The organism is Luteitalea sp. TBR-22 (assembly GCF_016865485.1).
Classification (GTDB): domain Bacteria; phylum Acidobacteriota; class Vicinamibacteria; order Vicinamibacterales; family Vicinamibacteraceae; genus Luteitalea.
This window is the reverse complement of sequence record NZ_AP024452.1, coordinates 3847043-3864825: the sequence shown is the minus strand read 5'-3', so window position 1 is coordinate 3864825 and position 17783 is coordinate 3847043. Positions and strand designations below refer to the sequence as shown.

At 69.9% G+C, this 17783-nt stretch carries 13 protein-coding genes; 6 read left to right on the top strand and 7 right to left on the bottom strand.

Translation table 11 applies throughout. From position 1 onward, the window contains the following. Nucleotides 1-10: 10 nt before the first annotated feature. The 4 genes from TBR22_RS16200 to TBR22_RS16185 all read right to left on the bottom strand — a co-directional run bounded on the left by TBR22_RS16200 (nucleotide 11) and on the right by TBR22_RS16185 (nucleotide 3524). Nucleotides 11-871, bottom strand: coding sequence for a DUF1080 domain-containing protein (locus TBR22_RS16200; protein ID WP_239488890.1), 861 nt, complete (start codon nucleotides 869-871; stop codon nucleotides 11-13). A gap of 185 nt (nucleotides 872-1056) precedes the next feature. Then, nucleotides 1057-2286 carry a hypothetical protein gene (locus TBR22_RS16195; protein WP_239488889.1) on the bottom strand — a complete coding sequence of 410 codons (1230 nt, stop codon included), beginning with the start codon at nucleotides 2284-2286 and terminating at the stop codon, nucleotides 1057-1059. Nucleotides 2287-2296: 10 nt separating this feature from the next. After that, a complete protein-coding gene (locus TBR22_RS16190) occupies nucleotides 2297-2785 on the bottom strand; it encodes a hypothetical protein (RefSeq protein ID WP_239488888.1) in 489 nt (162 codons plus the stop codon). A 61-nt stretch (nucleotides 2786-2846) separates the two neighbouring features. Further along, nucleotides 2847-3524, bottom strand: a complete 678-nt coding sequence (locus TBR22_RS16185; RefSeq protein WP_239488887.1) for a potassium channel family protein — start codon at nucleotides 3522-3524, stop codon at nucleotides 2847-2849. 103 nt (nucleotides 3525-3627) lie between these two features. Here TBR22_RS16185 and TBR22_RS16180 point away from each other — a divergent pair, with 103 nt between their 5' ends. Then, nucleotides 3628-4293, top strand: coding sequence for a DUF1080 domain-containing protein (locus tag TBR22_RS16180; RefSeq protein WP_239488886.1), 666 nt, complete (start codon nucleotides 3628-3630; stop codon nucleotides 4291-4293). Between the two features lie 9 nt (nucleotides 4294-4302). After that, entirely contained in the window at nucleotides 4303-5247 is a 945-nt protein-coding gene (locus tag TBR22_RS16175; RefSeq protein ID WP_239488885.1) for a DUF2785 domain-containing protein, read from the top strand. A gap of 24 nt (nucleotides 5248-5271) precedes the next feature. Here TBR22_RS16175 and TBR22_RS16170 read toward each other — a convergent pair whose 3' ends face one another. Both TBR22_RS16170 and TBR22_RS16165 read right to left on the bottom strand, forming a co-directional pair. Next, the gene (locus TBR22_RS16170; protein ID WP_239488884.1) at nucleotides 5272-5742 is read right to left on the bottom strand and encodes a DinB family protein; all 471 of its coding nucleotides are present in this window, start codon (nucleotides 5740-5742) and stop codon (nucleotides 5272-5274) included. Then, a complete protein-coding gene (locus TBR22_RS16165; RefSeq protein WP_239488883.1) occupies nucleotides 5739-7895 on the bottom strand; it encodes a carboxypeptidase-like regulatory domain-containing protein in 2157 nt (718 codons plus the stop codon). The genes TBR22_RS16170 and TBR22_RS16165 overlap by 4 nt, the downstream gene beginning before the upstream one ends. 181 nt (nucleotides 7896-8076) lie before the next feature. Between TBR22_RS16165 and TBR22_RS16160 the strand changes: the two genes are divergently transcribed. Further along, entirely contained in the window at nucleotides 8077-9708 is a 1632-nt protein-coding gene (locus TBR22_RS16160) for a VWA domain-containing protein (protein WP_239488882.1), read from the top strand. Nucleotides 9709-9870: 162 nt separating this feature from the next. Continuing rightward, nucleotides 9871-11262, top strand: a complete 1392-nt coding sequence (locus tag TBR22_RS16155; RefSeq protein ID WP_239488881.1) for a Gfo/Idh/MocA family protein — start codon at nucleotides 9871-9873, stop codon at nucleotides 11260-11262. 7 nt (nucleotides 11263-11269) lie between these two features. Here TBR22_RS16155 and TBR22_RS16150 read toward each other — a convergent pair whose 3' ends face one another. Next, complete coding sequence (locus TBR22_RS16150; protein WP_239488880.1) at nucleotides 11270-13075, bottom strand: AI-2E family transporter; 1806 nt, start codon at nucleotides 13073-13075, stop codon at nucleotides 11270-11272. Between the two features lie 219 nt (nucleotides 13076-13294). Here TBR22_RS16150 and TBR22_RS16145 point away from each other — a divergent pair, with 219 nt between their 5' ends. Both TBR22_RS16145 and TBR22_RS16140 read left to right on the top strand, forming a co-directional pair. Next, nucleotides 13295-15139, top strand: coding sequence for a VWA domain-containing protein (locus TBR22_RS16145; RefSeq protein WP_239488879.1), 1845 nt, complete (start codon nucleotides 13295-13297; stop codon nucleotides 15137-15139). A 61-nt stretch (nucleotides 15140-15200) separates the two neighbouring features. Further along, on the top strand, nucleotides 15201-17696 hold the full coding sequence (locus tag TBR22_RS16140; RefSeq protein ID WP_239488878.1) for a VWA domain-containing protein: 2496 nt from the start codon (nucleotides 15201-15203) through the stop codon (nucleotides 17694-17696). Nucleotides 17697-17783: the final 87 nt, after the last annotated feature.

The window sequence follows — 17783 nt, the reverse complement described above, 5'->3', positions numbered from 1 at the left end:
AGCTCGGCCCCTATCGGCGACATGCCGCTGCGTCGGCATGGACGAACCAGGGGCGGTATGCGCGCGACGCCTTGTCCATGCAGCCGGACAGGTCGAGGAGGCGGATGTTCCGGAACTCGACGGGCTGGCTCTCGGCCTGCAGTCCGATGTAGCCGGAGGCCAGCGGCGTGCCGTCGACCTTCACGGCGGGGTCGAAGCCGGTGGCCACGCCGCCGCCGATCGTCGGGCGCTCGTAGGCGAGGACCAACTGCCCGTCGATGTAGTGGCGGACGTGTTCGTTGCCGAGGACTTCCACCTGCACCGACACCCACTGGCCGTCCTCGACGTAGCGGCGCGACGAGGAGTTGGTGCAGTGGGCCTTGACCATCGTGCCGCCCATGAAGATCTCGGTGCCCGGCGTGCACACGTTCATCGTGGTCTGGTTGCCGGCCAGGAACTGCGCTTCGACCGAGATGGGCCAGTCCTGATCCTTCAGGATCGTGCGAGGCGCCTGGCTGTGGATCATCACGCCGCTGTTCAGGCGCGCGTACGAGGGCCCGCCCTTCTGTTGCGACCCACGAATCCGGTACTCCAGCGAGAGCACGTAGTAGGAGAACGGCTCGTCGAAGAACAGGTGACCGAAGCGCGCCCCGAAGTCGTCGCCGTACTTGTCGTAGCGCACGGCGATGACGCCGTCCTCGACGCGGAACGTGTCGGCGTAGTTGTCACCGACCTCGTGGTGGGCGAGCTTGACCGTCCATCCCGAGAGATCGCGCCCGTTGAAGAGCGTGCGCCACTCGCTGGCGGGCACGTCCTGCCAGGCCGGCGACGGCGACACGACGGGCGCGGCCTGAAGGGCGAGGCCGAGCAACAGCAGGGCAGGAAGGCGCATGAGGGGCTCCGGCGCTGAGGGTAGCCGAAGCCCGCGACACGCCCAAACGAAAAGGGCCGGCCGAGCGTGATGACTGGCCGGCCATCGCATTCTCGACTGCCGATTGCCGATTGCCGACAACGTCAAACGTCAAACGTCAAACGTCAAACGTCAAACGTCAAACGTCAAACGTCAAACGTCAGACGTCAGATCGTCCACCCGGCCGCCGAGAACGCGGCCTTCGCGCGCTCGGTGAGGTGGGCCTCGGTCTGGAGGCGCAGGGTCGTCGCGCCGAGTTCCTTGCGCGCCCGCGCCGCCGCCTCGGTCATCGTGGCAACGGCCGTCTTCGTCTCGCGCAGCCAGTCGACGGGAAGCAGGGCGACGCCCTCGCCGGTGCGCGTCACGGCGACGAGCGCCCGCGAGTCGGTCAGCACGGCCTTCACCGGTGACCTGGCGTGGAGTTCCTGCAGCATCTCGGCGCTGTGGATGAAGAAGAGCGCCTCGCGCTCGCTGCGCGCGCCGGTCACGGTCGTGATGAAGTCGGCCGCGTTGCCGGGCTTGACGGCGTGCAGCGCCGCCAGCAGGCGGGTCTGCATCGTCAGCGTGAGGCGGTTGTTCAGGAAGAACTTCTTGGCGTCATCGGACGTGACGCCGAGTTCCCTCGCACGCGCCTCGTTGATCTTCCGCAGTTCTTCCGGGTCGGTCGACCACACGAGGTTTCCCACGGTGGCGGCAGGCCCGACCAGCGGAGGGATGGGCACCACGAACTTCGTGGTGAGGCTGCCGGCTGCGTCCACCTTCGCGATGCCCTCGAGGGCCTGCTTCAAGGTGAGGTTCGTGGTGTAGGGGTCGACCTGCACCTTCGCCGCCCACTTGCGCACCGCGCTGTTGACGCCGAGCACGCCGTAGGCGGCGTTGGTGGCGCCGCTGCCCTGGGCCTTCTTCTCCTCCTCGGACAGCTCGGGATCGTCGTCGCCCATCTCGTCGACGGCCCGCTTGCTGCGGCGCCCGAGGTTGGTGCCCATGCGCTTCAGGCCGCTGCCGACGCCCTTGGCCGTGTCCACGGGCTTGGTCACCGCATTGGTCGCGCCCTTGGCGACGTTGACCAGCGATTGCCCGGCAGCCTCGATGAAGATGTCCGACTTGGACACCTGCGAGAGCTCGTACAGGGCGTTGATCTCGCGGACGTAGCGCGTGAGCTCACGCTTGCCGAGTGCGGTGAAGGTGCCGAACTCGGACGTGATCGTGAACTCGTGGAAGAAGCCCGGCGTGGCCACCCGTTCCTCGACGGTGTGATGCGGGCCACGCAGCTCGGTGGCCGAGAGGATCGACGAGGCTCCGACCGTGGGCGGCGGCTCGTCGGCGGGTTGGGCGAGCAGGCCGGGCGCCAGCAGGAGGCTGGCGCCCAAGGTCAGGAGCAGGTGACGGGCGTTCACGCGCACCAGCCTACTTCTTGAGCGGCACGAGCGGGATCTCGCTGGCGATCCCCATGTTCACGATCGTGTCGAGCTTTGTCTCGATCTGCATCCAGCGCGCCGCCTTCTGGGCGCCGAGGACCTTGGTGGCCTCCTTGGCGTACTTCTGGCGCACTTTCACGCGGTCGGCCTCCATCGCCAGGTAGTCCTTCATGAACGCGTCGGCCTTGGTGTCGGTCATCGTGTCGAAGTTCTGCGCGTAGGCCGCGATCAGGCTGGCCTTGCGGTCGCCCGACTTCGAGAGCTCCGCGACGTAGGCCTTGTACATCGGCCAGAACGCCCGGGCCTCGCCGTCCGACAACGGCAGGTTCTCGGCGACGAGGGCCTGTCGGTCCGCCCGGAGGTCCGCCTGCAACTGCTGCACGGCCGTCCAGGCCGACTGGTCCTGCGCGGATGCGGTGAACGCCAGGCCCATCGTCAGCGACAGGGCCAGAATCGACGAACGGAAGGAAATGTTCATCCGCCAATCCTGCGGCGGGGGCTGCGACTGGGGCAACTTGACCAAGGTCGAGGCCGCTCCCTCAGGTGCGCGGGGGGCGGTGGGCGATCTCGAGCGACACCAGCCGCGCGATCAGGACGGCCGGATACAACTGGCCGATCAGCGCTTCCATCACCGCCAGGGAGCGGGCCACGGGCGCCACCGGCGTGACGTCCCCGTAGCCGACGGTGGTGAGCGTCACGAAGGAGTAGTAGCTCAGGTCGGACTCGGTCACCGGGCGGCCGGTCGCCACCGCCAGGGCGCCCGGGTCGCGCAGCAGGATGCCCTCGTAGAGGAGGGCCCAGAGCACGCCGACCAGCAGGTAGACCGCCACCGCCCCCTCGATCCGGCCCAGCGTGATGGGGCCGTCGCTGAAGACCCGGCGGAGGATGACTCCGGCGAACAGGGCGATCGCCAGGGCCGAGCACACCGCGTCGGCCAGCTGCCATCCCGGCGTGCCGACCGCGTCCCGCTGCCAGCGGGCCAGCATCGTGACGGCGACGAACGCCGCCATGGCAACGCGGAGCACCGGGCGGCTCCGGTGTGCCACGGCCAGCGCGCCGGCCGCGACGATCGCCGCAAACAGCACCTGAACCAGCCACGGGCCCACCAGGCCGGCCTGCGTCAGCGGCGGCCCGACGAACAGGGCGAGCACCAGCGTCACGAGCAGCGCGTGGAGTTCGGCGTCGGCCGCGCGTGGGGGGAGGACCGGGCCAGGCATGCGCCGTTCACGATACCGCCGAATCGGTAGGCTGTCGCCGGCCTTCGTCATCCGGCCGTCGGCCTGCGACTCGGCCTCGGGGCCTTGCGGTAAAGTGCGGCGCATGCGCAGCGTCGTCCTCGCCCTGGCCCTGACCCTCTCGGCCCACGTGACCCATGCCGAGGAACGCCCCCTGTTCAACGGGCGCGACCTCACGGGCTGGACGCACGTCGGCGCCGGACAGGTCGTCGTCGAGAACGGCCTGCTGAAGACGGTCGGCGGCATGGGGTTGCTGTACTACGCCGGCGAGAAGTTCGGCGACTGCGTGATCCGCGTCGTCTATCGCACGACAACGGTCGACGACAACTCCGGGATCTTCGTGCGCATCCCCGAGCCGCCGAAGGACGCGTGGCAGGCGGTGCACACCGGCTACGAGATCCAGATCCTGGAGAATTTCCCGTCCAACTACGTGCTGTCCGAGCACCAGAAGAAGTTCGGCACCTCGTGGCACACGACCGGCGCGATCTACTCGATGAGTCCGGCCCTGGCCAAGCCGCAGAAGCCGGTGGGCGAGTGGAACACGATGGAGATCGAGTTGCGCGGCCCTCGCACGATGGTGCGCCTCAATGGCGTGCTCGTGAACGACTTCGTGGAAGGCTCGACGGTACCGCCGCGCGAGCACTCGTACGAGCCGGTGCGTGGCCGCCGACCGGATGTCGGTTACATCGGCATCCAGAACCACCACGAGCCGCAGACCGTACTGTTCAGGGAGATCACGGTCATCAGGTAGGAGGCGAGCATGGCGCCAATCGAGGGGCAGGGGCGGCGAGCCGTGCTGGCCACCGGCCTGTCCGCCGTGGGCGTGCTGTTGTCGGTGCGTGGCCTCGGCGCGACCCAGGGCGTGGCGACGGGCGTCACCGGCCGACGTCCCCGATCGTTCTGGACGGCCATCGTCGAGAGTGAGTACGCGGTGCCGCTGGGGCAGGCGCCGGTCGACCTGCTGCTGGAACTGGGACGTCATTTCGGGGATCCCGACCCGGTGCTGCGCGACCGGTGTGGCTACGGGATCACCGCTCGCTGGGTCGTCCGCGAGAAGCGGCTGTCCAATGCCGATCTCCAGCGCCTGGCGACCGCGTGGTTGCCGGGGCTGCGTGCCGGTGCCGTTCCCGAGGGCGGAGATGCGGTGCTGTACCGCTCGTTCAGCGCGCTCGGGCTCTCGCTCGTGGTGGCCGCCGACCTCGGCCAGCACGCCCTCGACGCCTCCACCGTGTCGGCGCTGGTCGACCTCGGGTCGCACCAACTGCGGACCAACACCGACCGGCGGGGCTTCGAGCCCGGACTGGGGTGGGTACACGTCACGGCACACACGGCCGACCTGCTGAAGTTCCTCGGCCGCCACCCGCTCCTGACGACGGCGCATCAACGGCTGCTGCTCGACGCCGTCGCCATCACCGTCACGTCTGCGCCAACGGTGTTCCAGTGGGGCGAGGACGAGCGTCTCTCCAGGGCCGCCGCCTCGGTGTTGCGTCGCGACGATGCCGACCCGCGAGTGATCGATGGGTTCCTCGACACCCTGCAACAGGTCGGCAGCCGCGTCGACTGGGATCAGCCACTCGCCAACGGCGGCGTCGGCCCGGCCCTCAACGCCAAGGCGGTGCTGAAGGATCTCCACCTGGTCCTGTCGGTGGCGGGCAAGGACGAGCGACGTCAGCAGGTGCTGCGTCGCCTCGAGGCGCTGCCCTGACGCGCACGTCGGAGCGGCGTGGGCTCAGCGCACGCCCCACTCCCACAGCCCGAACGAGACCTTCTTGTCGAGCGGCATGCCGGCAATCCGGAGCGCCTGCGTGATCTGCCCGCGATGATGGGCTTCGTGCGACAACAGGTAGCCGACAAACGCCGTCGCGTGCGGCTTGAACCCCTTGACGCGCCCGTCGCCCGCCGCCGCCTCGGCGACCATCCGTTCGATGGCGGCGGCTGACGCGTCGAGCGCCGCGGCCAGTGCAGCGTGATCGGCCGTGCTGCCCGACCCGATCTTCGCCAGGCCCTCCATCAGGTCGGGCCGCGCCGCCTTGAGCCACAGCAGTCGCACGTCGTGGATGTGCGCGAACAGGTCACGCACGGTGCGCCCCTTGCCCGACGGCGACCCGTCGAGCGCCGCCGCAGGCACACCCGCCAGCAGGTAGGTGGAGACGCGGGCGCCGATGGCCCACGTCTCCGCGAGGGGTGACGCTGCGCTCACTTGGCGAGCGGGTCCGGCCGCAACTGGAAGCGGACGATCTTCGGCGCCGTGCCCTTGCCGCCTTCCATGTGGAACGGCGCGCGGGTGCTCACCGTGGACCACAGGCCGCGTCCCTTCCAGCCGGCGTTGGGGTCGTCGATGCGACCGTCCATCCACTTGGTGTAGTAGCCGAGCGGATAGGGCACGCGCAGCACGACCCACTTGCCGTCCTTCAGTGCGAGCAGACCCTCGGACGCATTCCCGGTGTTGATCGGCGTGTTCTTGCCGAGGCCGAGCGTGTCGAACCAGTCCACCCACGTGTAGTAGCTGGCCTCGGCACTGCCCGTGGCCGTGACGCCCTTCAACTGCGGCACCGGCTCGGTGTACAGCGTCCAGCCCTCGGGGCAGTGCTGGCCGGTGGCGTTCGGGCCGTTCAGCGGGCCCGTGCACTTGCGGCGATCGAAGCTCGCCATGTGACCGCTCGCCAGCGCCGCCCACACCACGCCGTTGCGATCGACGTCCATGCCGCGGGGCGAGAACCCCTGCTTCTTCGGGTCCGGGTCCTTGAACGGCGGTTCGTACACCTCCACCAGCGTCGTCTCCGGCGGGTTGCTGCCAGGCACGAGGCGCACGGCGGCGCCGGGGAAGCCGAGCACCGACCCCCAGATCGATCCGTCGAGCGCGGGCTGCACGGAATAGAAGGCGCCGTTGTACCGCTTGTCCTTCGTCGGATCGACCGGCTCGTTCGGCTCGACGTACGCGTCGCGCTTGCCGTTGCCGTTGGTGTCGATGATCAGCGCGGTCCACCCCTGCGCCTTCGCCTCGTCGCCCGTCTCCTCGAACAGCTTCGTGTTGAGCCAGCCGACGACCTGGCCACCGCCACTCGTCCACAGCGTGTGGTTGGCGTCCTCGGCGAAGGCGAGGTGGTGGGTTCCGAAGCAGGTGCCGATGTGCGTGAGCTTCTTCGTCTTCGGGTCGTACATCTGCAGGTGGCGGCTCGAGCGGTTGATCGGGAACAGCTTCGCCGACGGATGGTCGGAGCCCGCCTTGCACCAATCGGGGTTGTCGAACGCACGCACCGCCGACGTCAGCCAGAGCCGGCCCTGGTGATCGAGCATCGGGTTGTGCACGTTGTTCTTGCTGTTCCAGATCGGCTCGGTGCCCCAGTAGGGCGACGGCTGCGCCATGTCGGGCGGCGTCGCCGGCGTGTTCGGGTCGCGCACGCTCAGCGGGATGCGGCTGGCCGTGTGCGTGACCGGATCGAGCACCGGGACGTAGTCGGCGCTCAGCTCGAGGGCGCCGTACAACGGCCCGTTGGCGTTGATCGTCGGGTTGCGGCGGTCGGTGGACACCTCGTCGTGCAGGTAGTGCTTCGGATCGGCCCAGTCCCACAACGTGATGACGGCATTGCGCTCGATGCCCTGCGGACGCGGCGGCGCCGGCGGCACGGCGCCGGCCTTGATGCGATCGGTCCAGGCAGCGAACTCCTTGAGGAACCGGATGCCGACCTGGTTCATCGTGCCGATCATCTGTGCCCCGGCCTGGCCCGACGCGAGCCGGCGCTCCCAGGCGTCGAGTGACGTGTTGAAGTGCCCGAGGTTGGCCGGAATCTCACGCGTGCCAATCGTGCCGAGCTGGTGGCACGTGGTGCAGCCACCTGACTTGAGGATGCGCAGGTACTGCTGTTGCGAGGTGATGCCCGGCTGGATGCCGTTGCCCTTGCCGCCGGTGCCCGGGAACTCCGACGGCGCGGGCACTTCCAGCAGCGACAGCCAGTAGCCGGCCGGGTAGTAGTGGGCTGCGGCCTTCGCGTTCGGCGCCACCACCGCCTTGAGCGGCAGCCGCGCGCCCGGCGTCGCCGTGGTCTTCGGCGAGTCCACCAGCCCGTACCCGCGCACCCACACCTGGTAGCTGGCCTTCGGCAGGTCGGGAATGAGATAGCGGCCCTTGTCGTCGGTGACGACGATGCGCGCGAACTTGGTGGGAAGGCCGGTGGTCTCGGCGATCACCCAGACGCCGGCTTCGGGTCCCTTCGGCCCGGTCACGACGCCGGCGATGTCGTCGCCGTCCATCGCGATGTCGGCCGCCGGGCCCTGGCGAGCGCCGAGCGAGGTGAAGGCCAGCAGGGCCGTGCAGGCCCCGGTCAGCAGCGGGAAGAGCAGGCGCGTGCGCACGGTGACTCCTTGGATGGGGAGCATCCTAGCGCGGGAGTCGGGAATGGGGAATCGGGAATCGCCGTTCGCCGATCGCGGGTCGCGGGTCGGGACGCACTCGCGGCACATTGTCGCCGTCGAGCTTCGGCTCGACGGTCGCTGTCGCGAGGACCACCGCACGCTACACTACCGACATCGAATCATGATGTGGCGTCGCCTGACGGCCCTCGCCTGCACGTGGCTCCTCGGTGCCGCTCATGGAGTGGCACTCGCGCAGCAGCGTCCGCCGACGTTCCGCTCGCGCACGGTCGTGACCGAGCTCGAAGTGCACGTCACCGATGCCGCGGGGCAGCCGGTGACGGGCCTCGGGCGCGACGACTTCGTGGTGCGTGAGGACGACGTGGCGCAAGTGCTGATCGGGGTGGACGCGCCCGATCGCTCCCTCGGATCACCGCAAGCGGCGGCCGGCACCGCGCCTTCCGGGCCCGCGGACCTCGTGCCCCCGGAGGCTGGCGTCGTTCGCGCGACCAATCGCCACGGCACCCGAGCCCGCGCCTGGGTCCTCCTGGTGGACGACCTGCGCACGCCCGGGTTCCTGCGCGAGCAGATGAAGGCGTGCGTGCTGGCCCTCGTGGAAGGCGTGGCGCCTGATGACTGGCTGGCCCTCGTCCCTACCAGCGGCGACCGACGGGCGGCGCGCGAGTTCACACGAGACCGCGGTGCGCTGCGTGAGGCCATCGCGGCGCTGCGCTTCACGCGCGAGTTCGATGGGCAGCGCGTGCCGGTCTTCGCCGGGACGCTTGAGCATCAGCGTGAGCTCGTCGGCGGTCCACCGCCGCTGGCGCCGCCGCGGCTCGATCTCACCTCGGCCGACAACCTGCTCATTTCCTCGGTCGGCAACGCGGCGTCGATGCTGGGCCGGGCCAGCACCGCTCGGGGCACGATGGTGCTGGTCACGCGTGGCATGGGCGTGGCGCTCACCGACGATCATCGCCGGGCGCTCCAGGGTGCCGGCAGCGGGAGTGAGCTGGCGCGGTACGACGAGTGGCGCGAGACACTCGTGCGCGTGCAGCGCAGCGGGGTGACCGTGCACGTGGTCGATCCGACCGCCTTCGACGAGGGCCTCGCGCGTCGTGTGAACGCGGCCGACCGACTCGTCGGGCCCACCGCCCGCATGCACGAGTTCGTGACGTCCGACGATCCGCGCGCCGCCACCCGCGTGATCGCGCGCGAGAGCGGCGGCGTGTACGTGTCGGAACGCCAGCCGGATCTTGCGGCCCGACGGGTGGTCCAGGCCGCCAGCGGCGGTTATGTATTGCGATACATCCCGCCTGACGACGCCCTGGACGACCGCCTGCGTAGCGTGACGGTGCAGGTCCGTCGCCCGGGCGTGACCGTCCGGGTCCGCTCGTCGTACGCCCGCGTCAGCGACCCGCAGTTCGAACGCCTGCGCGACGAGAAGCCACTGGGAGTCGCGGTCGCCGCCGTCGTGCCGTCGAACGCGATCGGCCTCGAGGCGGCGGGCAGGCTCGTCGCCAAGGGAAAGCGGACGAGTGTCACGCTTGCGCTGACGGCCGTCGATGCACCGGGCGTCCCGCTGCCGCCGCGCGACATCCTCGAGGTGCTCGCGGTGGTCGTCGACATGAAGGGAAAGACGGTGGCCAAAGACGGAGGACGTGCCAAGGTCGTGGCCCACGACGCGACCCTGACGCCTCCCGACCTCGTGTTCGAGCCCTTGAAGCCCGGTCGCTACCAGTTGCGCGTGGCCGTGCGAAGCGTTGCCCTCGACCGCACCGGCAGCGTCTTCCTCGACCTCGACATCCCGAAGCCCTGAGCGCCGATGTCGACGGCCGGAGCCCTTGAGCCCGGCCCCCGTCCCAGGCCCCCGTCCCCCGGAGCCCGGTCCGCGACTCCCGACTCCCGACTCCCGATTCCCGACTCCCGATTCCCGACTCCCGATTCCCGACTCCCGATTCCCGGACTATGCTGTCCCCCCATGCGCCCCTCCACTCGTCGTCAGTTCCTCCACTCGGCGGCCGGCACCGTTGCCGGTGCCACACTCCTGAGCACCGCGCGCCCTGCCGGCGCCGTTCAACCGGCCGCTAAGTCGGCCAGCCGCGTGCTCGGCGCCAACGATCGCATCCGGCTGGGTTTCATCGGCTGCGGCATGCAGTTCCAGGACCTGCTGCGTCGCGGCTTCTTCCCGCGGCGTGACCGCGTCGGCGACATCGACTTCGTGGAGGTGTGCGACGTCTGGCAGCCGCGCGTCGACAACGCGAAGGCCAGGACAGGCGCCGAGCGCGCCGGTCGCGACTATCGCGCGTTGCTCGCGCGCCCCGACATCGACGGCGTCGTCATCGTCGTCCCGGACCACCTGCACTACCCGATCGCCCGCGCCGCGCTGCTGGCGGGCAAGGACGTGTACCTCGAGAAGCCGATGACGTACACGATCGACGAGGCCGCGAAGCTGCACGACCACGTGCAGCAGACGGGCCGCATGCTGCAGGTCGGCGGCTCGGGTTTGAACTCGCCGCTGCACCAGAAGCTCCACGCGTACGTGAAGGCCGGGAAGATGGGCAAGGTGGTGTGGGGCTTCATCAGCTACAACCGCAACACTACCGAGGGCATGTGGGACTACCCGATCCCGGGCATTGGCAGCGAGCCCTGGCCCGACGCACCGGTGACGGCTGAGAACCTCGACTGGCAGGCCTGGCTCGGCGGGGCGCGCAAGCGGCCGTTCAGCAAGGAACGCTACTTCCGGTGGCGCAAGTTCTGGGACTACTCGGGCGGCAACGCCACCGACCTGCTGTTCCATCGCCTCGGCGCGCTGAGCGCCATCGTCGGCTTCGACTTCCCGACGCGGGTGGTGGGCGCCGGCGGCATCTACGTGCAGAAGAACCGGCAGGTGCCCGACACGTACATGACGACCGTCGAATACCCCGGCGAGTACTGCTTCAACATGGTCTCGTGCATGGCCAACGAGAGTTCGGCACCGATCACCGTGTACGGCAACTGGGGCACCCTGCAGGTGCTGCCGGCGGTGCGTCCGGCGGCCGGGCAGGCGCCCCGCGGCGCCATCGGAGGACGCGCCGTGATCAAGGCGGAGCGGACGTTCGAGAAGCAGTTCAAGGAGGCCAACGACGGCCTGACCGAGGTGGAGATCACCACCGAGGAGCCCCAGCAGGACCTCGTGGACAACTGGCTCGAGAGCATGCGCAGCCGTCAGGCGCCCATCTACGATGTGCGCAAGGGCTGGCAGGTGACCGTCGCCATTCAGCTCGGCGTGCAGTCGTACAAGGAAGGCCGCGCGCTGGGCTACGACGCCAGGGCGCGCCGCATCCTGACCGAGCTTCCGCCCCGTCGGGAATACGAGCCGCAGGAGAGCTGACGGCGACCTAGCCGGGCGCGTCGGCCGTGAGCCCGCGCAGGTAGTCCCGGCTGTCGATCAGGGTGGAGGCCAGGTGACTGGCACCCGCCCTGAGCAGGGCTTCGCCGCCCTCGTCGGCCAGCACGGCCGGTCCCCATCGTCCGACGGCGATGCGCACCTCCGGAAGCGCCGACCGAAGGCGCTTGACGAGGTAGCGCGTCTTGGACGACGGGCTCGGCGGCAGGTCGGCGAAGCACACGATGGAGAACGGCCCCTCCCTGACCAGCGCAATCAGCTCGGCCGCCAGCATGCGCGTGCGCGTGATCTCGACCCTGAGCGGAAGGCCGGCACACAGTTCGGCCAGCATCGCGAGCGCCACTTCGTCGGCCGGGCCGTTGACTGCATAGCCCAGGACTGCGATTGGTGCCTGCTGCGTCGCAGGCACCACGTCGCCGGATGTCGCGGGGGGTGCGGGGGCCTGGGCGGCGACGGCCGCTCGCGCGGCGTCGCGCCGCATCCCCTCGACGGCGTCCGCCAGCAGTTCGCGTGTCGCCTCGATGATCGCGGCCTCTTCGTCCTGCGACAGGCGTTCCTCGATCCGATCGCGCTCGGCGTACCCGAGCGCCGGCAGCATCAGCGCGTCGAAGACCGATTCGGGTGGGCCGCTGGCGATGTGGCGGTCGATCATCTCGGCCGCTTCGCCCTGGTCGCGGGCCAGCAGGCGCTGGTAGTAGCCGGCATCCTCGGCGAGCACGCCGGTGTCGGCGATCAGCATGCCGATGAATGCCAGCCCCGGCACGTGCTTGCCGATGACCACCAGGCACACGGTGAGCGGCGAGGCCATGAGCAGGCCGAGCGGTCCCCAGAGCCACGTCCAGAACGCGACCGACACCAGCAGGGCCACCTGCGAGACACCCACGGCCCCGGCATACAAGACGGTCTCGAGCACGAGGTTCGTGAACAGTTCCAGCGCGACGAAGAGGCCTAGGACGGTCAGCGGGCCTACCCAGCCTTCGAGCGCGGCCAGGCTGACCAGGACGGGCGCACCCGCGCCGACGATGGGACCCACGTACGGGATGAAGCGCAGCGCCGCCCCGAGCGCCGCGAAGACCAGCGCGTAGGGCACGTGCAACAGGTAGAGCACGGTCAGCGCCATGGCGCCCCACAGCACGCTCACGAGGCTCTGCATCAGCAGCTGTCGGCTCACCCGGCGGGCCGCCTCGTCGAAGGCCCGGGTGGTGGTGGCGAGCCGGCCGCCGCCAATCAGCCCGATCAGGCGGTCGCGCAACTCGCGTCGCTCGAGCAGCATGAAGATGACCAGCGCGGCCACCAGTCCTGCCGTGCCCAGCGGCCCGACGATGGGACCCAGCCACGTGAAGCCCGGAAAGCCGGTGGATGGCGTCGAGGTGACCACGACCGGACGCGATGGCGTGCCTGCGGGAGTCTCTGCGCCGAGGTCGGTCCGGATGCCCTCGATCGTTTCCTGGATCTTCTCGACGGTGCCGCCCTTGCTGGCGCCACGCACGTCGGCGATCTTCGCGCGGATGTTGGCCCGATAGCCGGGCAGGCTCGCGGCGAGTTCGTCGGCCTGCCTGCTCAGCGCCCATCCGGCGAGTCCGAGCGTCGCGAAGACGATGGTCACGGCCACCAGCACCGCCGCGACGCGACCGACCCACCGCTCCAGCCACGACACCGGCGGCGTCAACACGAACGTCAACAGGACGGCCAGCGCGAACGGCACCAGCACGGCCTGGGCCCAGTACAGGACGGCGATCACCAGCACTCCGCCGGCAAACGTGGCCCACGCGGTGAGGGACCTCACGACATCGTTCACGACGTGCTCCGTTCTGCCGCGGTGGCGCCCGCGTCCTGAAGCATGTCATGGACTGACCCGGCCGGCCTCGGTCGGGCTGCCGTCGGCCTTCGGGGCTCGTCCATCCCTCGTCCGTCCCCTCGCACGACGCCAGCGCCGCTCGACGCGCCGCGGCGGTCCCGGCATTCCGGCAGTACACTACAGACAACCCCTGCCGCTGCCCGCGTCGAGGTACGAACCATGACTCTCCGCGTTGCGCCCCTCGTGGCGTGTGCCGTGCTGTGCCTGTCGTCGATCGCGTCCGCCCAGATCATGAGCGGCATGCGGAACCAGCCGACCTCGCGTGACCTGCCGACGTTGCCGCTCGACACCAATGTCGCTGGCGAGGGGCGGCCGACCTTCCGGATGAAGGTCACCCGCGTCGAGGTCAGTGCGCTCGTCGTCGATGCGGAAGGCAAGCCGGTCCGCGACCTTCGGGCCGACGACTTCGAGATCTTCGACGACGGGCGGAAGCAGGAACTGCAGTCGTTCGTCGCGTACACGTACCACGGCGGATCGATCCCGCTCGACACGGTGGAGTCGGCGACCGACCCGAACGCCGGCACGGCGCTGGTGACCAACGCGTGGAGTTCCTCCTCGCGGGTCATCGGGATCCTGATCGACGACCTGCACATCGACGCCCGGCGTACGCAGAAGGCGCGCGAGGCGGCCCGTTACCTGGTGGCCAGCCTGGCGCCATCCGACCTCCTCTTCGTCGGCCTGACCAGCGCGCCCACCATGTCCACGGCAGGCTTCGTGCGCGACCGCCGCCGGGCGCTCGAGATCATCGACTCGTTCGGCGGGCTGCGGCTGCCGGATCCGACGCTGGAGATGCGCCAGACGCCGCAGACCTTCTCCAACCCGCTGCTCAACGGCACGCGGACGCCGGGACTGGCCGCCTCGGAACAGCAGAGGGCGATGCGCCTCGAGGACACCTACGAGGCCATCGGCCGCATCGCGGCCGCCGTCCGCGACGTGAGCGGCCGGCGCAAGTCGCTGGTGTTCCTCACCGAGGGGTCATCTGTCGGCGGCGCGATCACGACGTCGGGCAGCCTCAGCGGCGACACGACGCGGGCCATGATGGACGCGCTGGCCCAGGCATCGGTGGCCGACCTGGCCATCTATCCGATGAATCCAGCCGGCCTGGACCTGCCCACCGACCGCATGATCGAGGGGTTCACCAGGCAGATCGACATCGGGAGCGAGGCCGGCACCCGTGGCTTCGGCGGTCGCGAAGTCGCGCACGAGGACCTCAGCAACGTCATCACGCAGTTCGTGCAGGCCAAGAACCAGCTGCGCGACCTTGCGGCCTTGACCGGCGGCGTGTCCCTGGTCGACACCAACGACCTGGGAGAGGCCGTCGACCGGGTGCTGCGCGACGCCAGCGACTACTACGTCGTGAGCTACGAGCCCGACAAGGAAGTGAAGGGCAGCAAGGTCCGGCCGATCCAGGTGCGGGTGAAGCGACCGGGTGTGAAGGTCTATACGCGCAAGGGCTACATGCCCCCGCCCGCCGACCCCGACACACTGAAGGTGCCCGGCAGCCTGTCGCCGAACATGCGGACGCTGCTGTCGGGCATCGTGCCCATCGATGCGCTGCCGATGGTGGTGCAGATGATTGCGATCGGCGAGCGCAAGGGGAAGACCCGCTATGCCGTCGTGACCGAGACGGCGGGTGGTCCGCTGGTCGACGGCGTGCAGGACGAACGGCTCCAGATCGAGCAGGCGATCCTGAGCATCGACGACAACGGCAAGATCGCCAACGCGACCCAGAAGAAGGCGGAGCTGAAGGTCGGCCCGCAGCAGGTCGCGATGCTGGGCGAGCTGGGGCTGCGCACGATCTGGTGCATCGACCTGGAGCCGGGCCTGCATCAGGTGCGCGTGGCCACCGTCGATCAGCACACCGGGCGCGGCGGGTCCATGTACCTGGACATCGCCGTCGACGCCGGGGCGCCGGCCAACGCGGCGGCCCTGCTGGCGTTGAACCAGTCACCCAAGCCCACGGCCTTCGTGGACCCCGAGGCGAAGAAGCTGATGGCGCCGTAGCAGGGCGCTGAAAGGCTCCGCCCTGCAATTCCGAATGCCGAATTCCGAATTGCGCTTGCTCATGTACGTGCGACCAGGTATCCGCACGCGCGCCAGGGACATCGTCCTCGTGGTCGCGGGCGTGGCGGCTCTTACGCTGACCGCGCTCGCGCAGCAACCCACGCCGCAGGAGCGGCCGACGTTCCGCGGCGGCATCTCGCTCGTCGAGGTCTCGGCCGTCGTGACCGGCGACGACGAGAAGGTCGTCACCGGCCTCACCAGGGACGACTTCGAGGTGTTCGAGGACGGCGAGCCGCGGCCCCTCGCCTCGGTGCGCTTCCTCGATGCGACGCGCGCCAGCGCGCCCGCGCCACCCACGCCAGGGCTCCCGGCAGGGACGCGACTCGATGAGGTCGTGACCAATCGCGATCTCGCCGACGCGCCCGCCTTCGTGCTGCTGCTCGACGACCTCAACATCAGCCCCTACGACTCGCACCGCGCCATCCGCGCCGGTCTCGGCGTGCTCGAAGCCATCCCGAAGGACGCGCTGGTCAGCGTGGTGAACTCCAGCGGGGAAGGTGGCGGGCTGATCACCTTGGGGCGTCCGAACCAGGGGCACGCCGACCGCGTGAAGGCGTTTCGCGGGCAGTATCTGCCGGTGGGCGGTGGCGTGAAGAATCCGATGGCCATCTCCACCACGCCGAGTAGTGTCGACGCCCCGTGCGGTGTCGGTTCGGACGTCGTCAACTCGCCTGATTGTGCCGATCCGACTCGAGCCGCGCGGCGCGCCGGCGCGCTCTCGGCCGTTGGCGAACTGTTTTCGCGGACCGGCTCCCGTCGAAAGGTCCTGTTCTGGTTCGTCACCGACATGGGCGTGTCGCCCCTCGACCCCAGGGGGAATGGCGACGCCCAGTTCGCCGGGCTTCAGCGCCTGCTCCGTGGCGACGTGACGGTCTACGCCATCGACCCTCGGGAGAACTTCGCTCCGACCGAGGGCAAGCCGGTGTTCAACGACCGCGGCACTGGTGGCCGCATGCGCGTGGGAACTGCTGACACGACCTTCCAGGGCAGGGGTGGTTCCACGATATCGCTCGGCACCGACGACATGGTGCGCATCCCGCTCACCCAGATCGCCCGCGACACCGGCGGCCGCTGGATCCAGAACGCCAACAACGTCGAGAAGCTGGCGGCGGAGGTCGTGCGGCAGAACCTCGCCTCGTACGTGATCGCCTACGAGTCGGCGGCCTCGGCCATCGAGGGACGGCATCGCATCGAGGTGAAGGTGAAGCGTCGCGGCCTGAAGGTCTCCTCGCGCCGCGCCTTCGTCGTCGAGCCTCGCCGCGAAGAGGCGCCGTCGCCGGCCGCGTCGCCAGACGTGGCAACCAGCCGACTCGCTGAGGTCATCCGCGGCGGCGTGCCGTTCGGCACACTGGCCTTGCGGGTTCACGTCGCGCCGCAGTTTGCCAGCGACGGACCGGCCCGCGCCCTCGTGACGCTCCGCGTTGAGCCCGACACGGCGATCGACGCCCCGTCGATCGACCTGCTGGTGCTGGCCGCCGACGACACGGGCAAGGTCGGCAGCGTCGAGCGGTTCGCGATGAGCCGACCCTCGGCGGACTTCGCGTGGGAAGGCAGCATCACGCTCACGCTGGCGCCGGGGCAGTACCAATTGCGGGTGGCGGCGTCCACGCCGGACGGACAGCGCACGGGACTGCTGCTGCACCCGATCGACATGCGGAAGCCGTCGGGTGACCTCGTGCTCGGCGTGCCCACGCTGCTCGGCGAGGACGCCGACGGCGTGCGACCGACACTGGCCCGCACGTTCCCGCCCGGGCACCCGCTGGCGTACCAGGTCGAGGTGGCGGGGGATGCGGTGCGCGGCGATCGGGCCGAGGTGCGCGCGCGCCTGCTCGACGCGTCGGGCAGCAGCGTGCGCGACGTGGCGGCACGGGTCGAAGCGGCGGGCGAGGGGCGGCTGCGCGCCACGGGCGTCGTGACGACCGAGGGCGTGCCGGCTGGCGGCTACACGCTGGTCGTGGAGGCGCGGCAGCGGGCCGAGGGCCGGCCGCGCGCCCATGCGATTCCGGTGCGCTTCGAAGTCGGCGCGCTCGCCGCGCCGGTCGCATCCCGCGTCGTGCCGACTGCCGGCAGCACGGCGATGCCCGCCACCGAGTCGTCCGCCACAGCGCCGCCGGCCGCCCCGTCGACGACGAGCGCGCCGCGCGCGCTCACACCGCTGTCGGTGGCGAGTGGTCCGCTCACGCGTTCGGCGCACCGCGGTCCGCTGGTGATCGTCACCGAAGAGGAGTGGCGCGGCTTCTGGCGCACGCTGCCGACCCGCCAGGCGGCGCCGAACATCGACTTCGATCGCGTCACGCTGCTCGCCGTCGTGTCGGAGGACGAGGCACCGGCAACGCCGCGCATCACGCGGGTCACCAGCGAACCCGGCGGGTTCGTCGTCGAGTGGACATCCGAGCCGATGGCTGCCCCGCCGGCGTCGAGCGAGCCGCCGCGCCCCTTCGTCGTCGTCGGCCTGACCGACGTCGCCGGCAGCGTGCGCTTCGTCCGCGTGCCCTAGAAGTCAGGTGTAGCCGTCGCCAGGAGTCAGGTGTAGCCGTCGCCCTTGGGCGACGGTCAGCACTGGCAAGGGAACTCTGATCGTCGA

Coding starts and splice junctions, on each gene's coding strand:
- TBR22_RS16200 (WP_239488890.1), bottom strand. CDS start 871: ATGCGCCTTCCTGCCCTGCTGTTGCTCGGCCTCGCCCTTCAGGCCGCG.
- TBR22_RS16190 (WP_239488888.1), bottom strand. CDS start 2,785: ATGAACATTTCCTTCCGTTCGTCGATTCTGGCCCTGTCGCTGACGATG.
- TBR22_RS16185 (WP_239488887.1), bottom strand. CDS start 3,524: ATGCCTGGCCCGGTCCTCCCCCCACGCGCGGCCGACGCCGAACTCCAC.
- TBR22_RS16180 (WP_239488886.1), top strand. CDS start 3,628: ATGCGCAGCGTCGTCCTCGCCCTGGCCCTGACCCTCTCGGCCCACGTG.
- TBR22_RS16175 (WP_239488885.1), top strand. CDS start 4,303: ATGGCGCCAATCGAGGGGCAGGGGCGGCGAGCCGTGCTGGCCACCGGC.
- TBR22_RS16160 (WP_239488882.1), top strand. CDS start 8,077: ATGATGTGGCGTCGCCTGACGGCCCTCGCCTGCACGTGGCTCCTCGGT.
- TBR22_RS16155 (WP_239488881.1), top strand. CDS start 9,871: ATGCGCCCCTCCACTCGTCGTCAGTTCCTCCACTCGGCGGCCGGCACC.
- TBR22_RS16145 (WP_239488879.1), top strand. CDS start 13,295: ATGACTCTCCGCGTTGCGCCCCTCGTGGCGTGTGCCGTGCTGTGCCTG.
- TBR22_RS16140 (WP_239488878.1), top strand. CDS start 15,201: ATGTACGTGCGACCAGGTATCCGCACGCGCGCCAGGGACATCGTCCTC.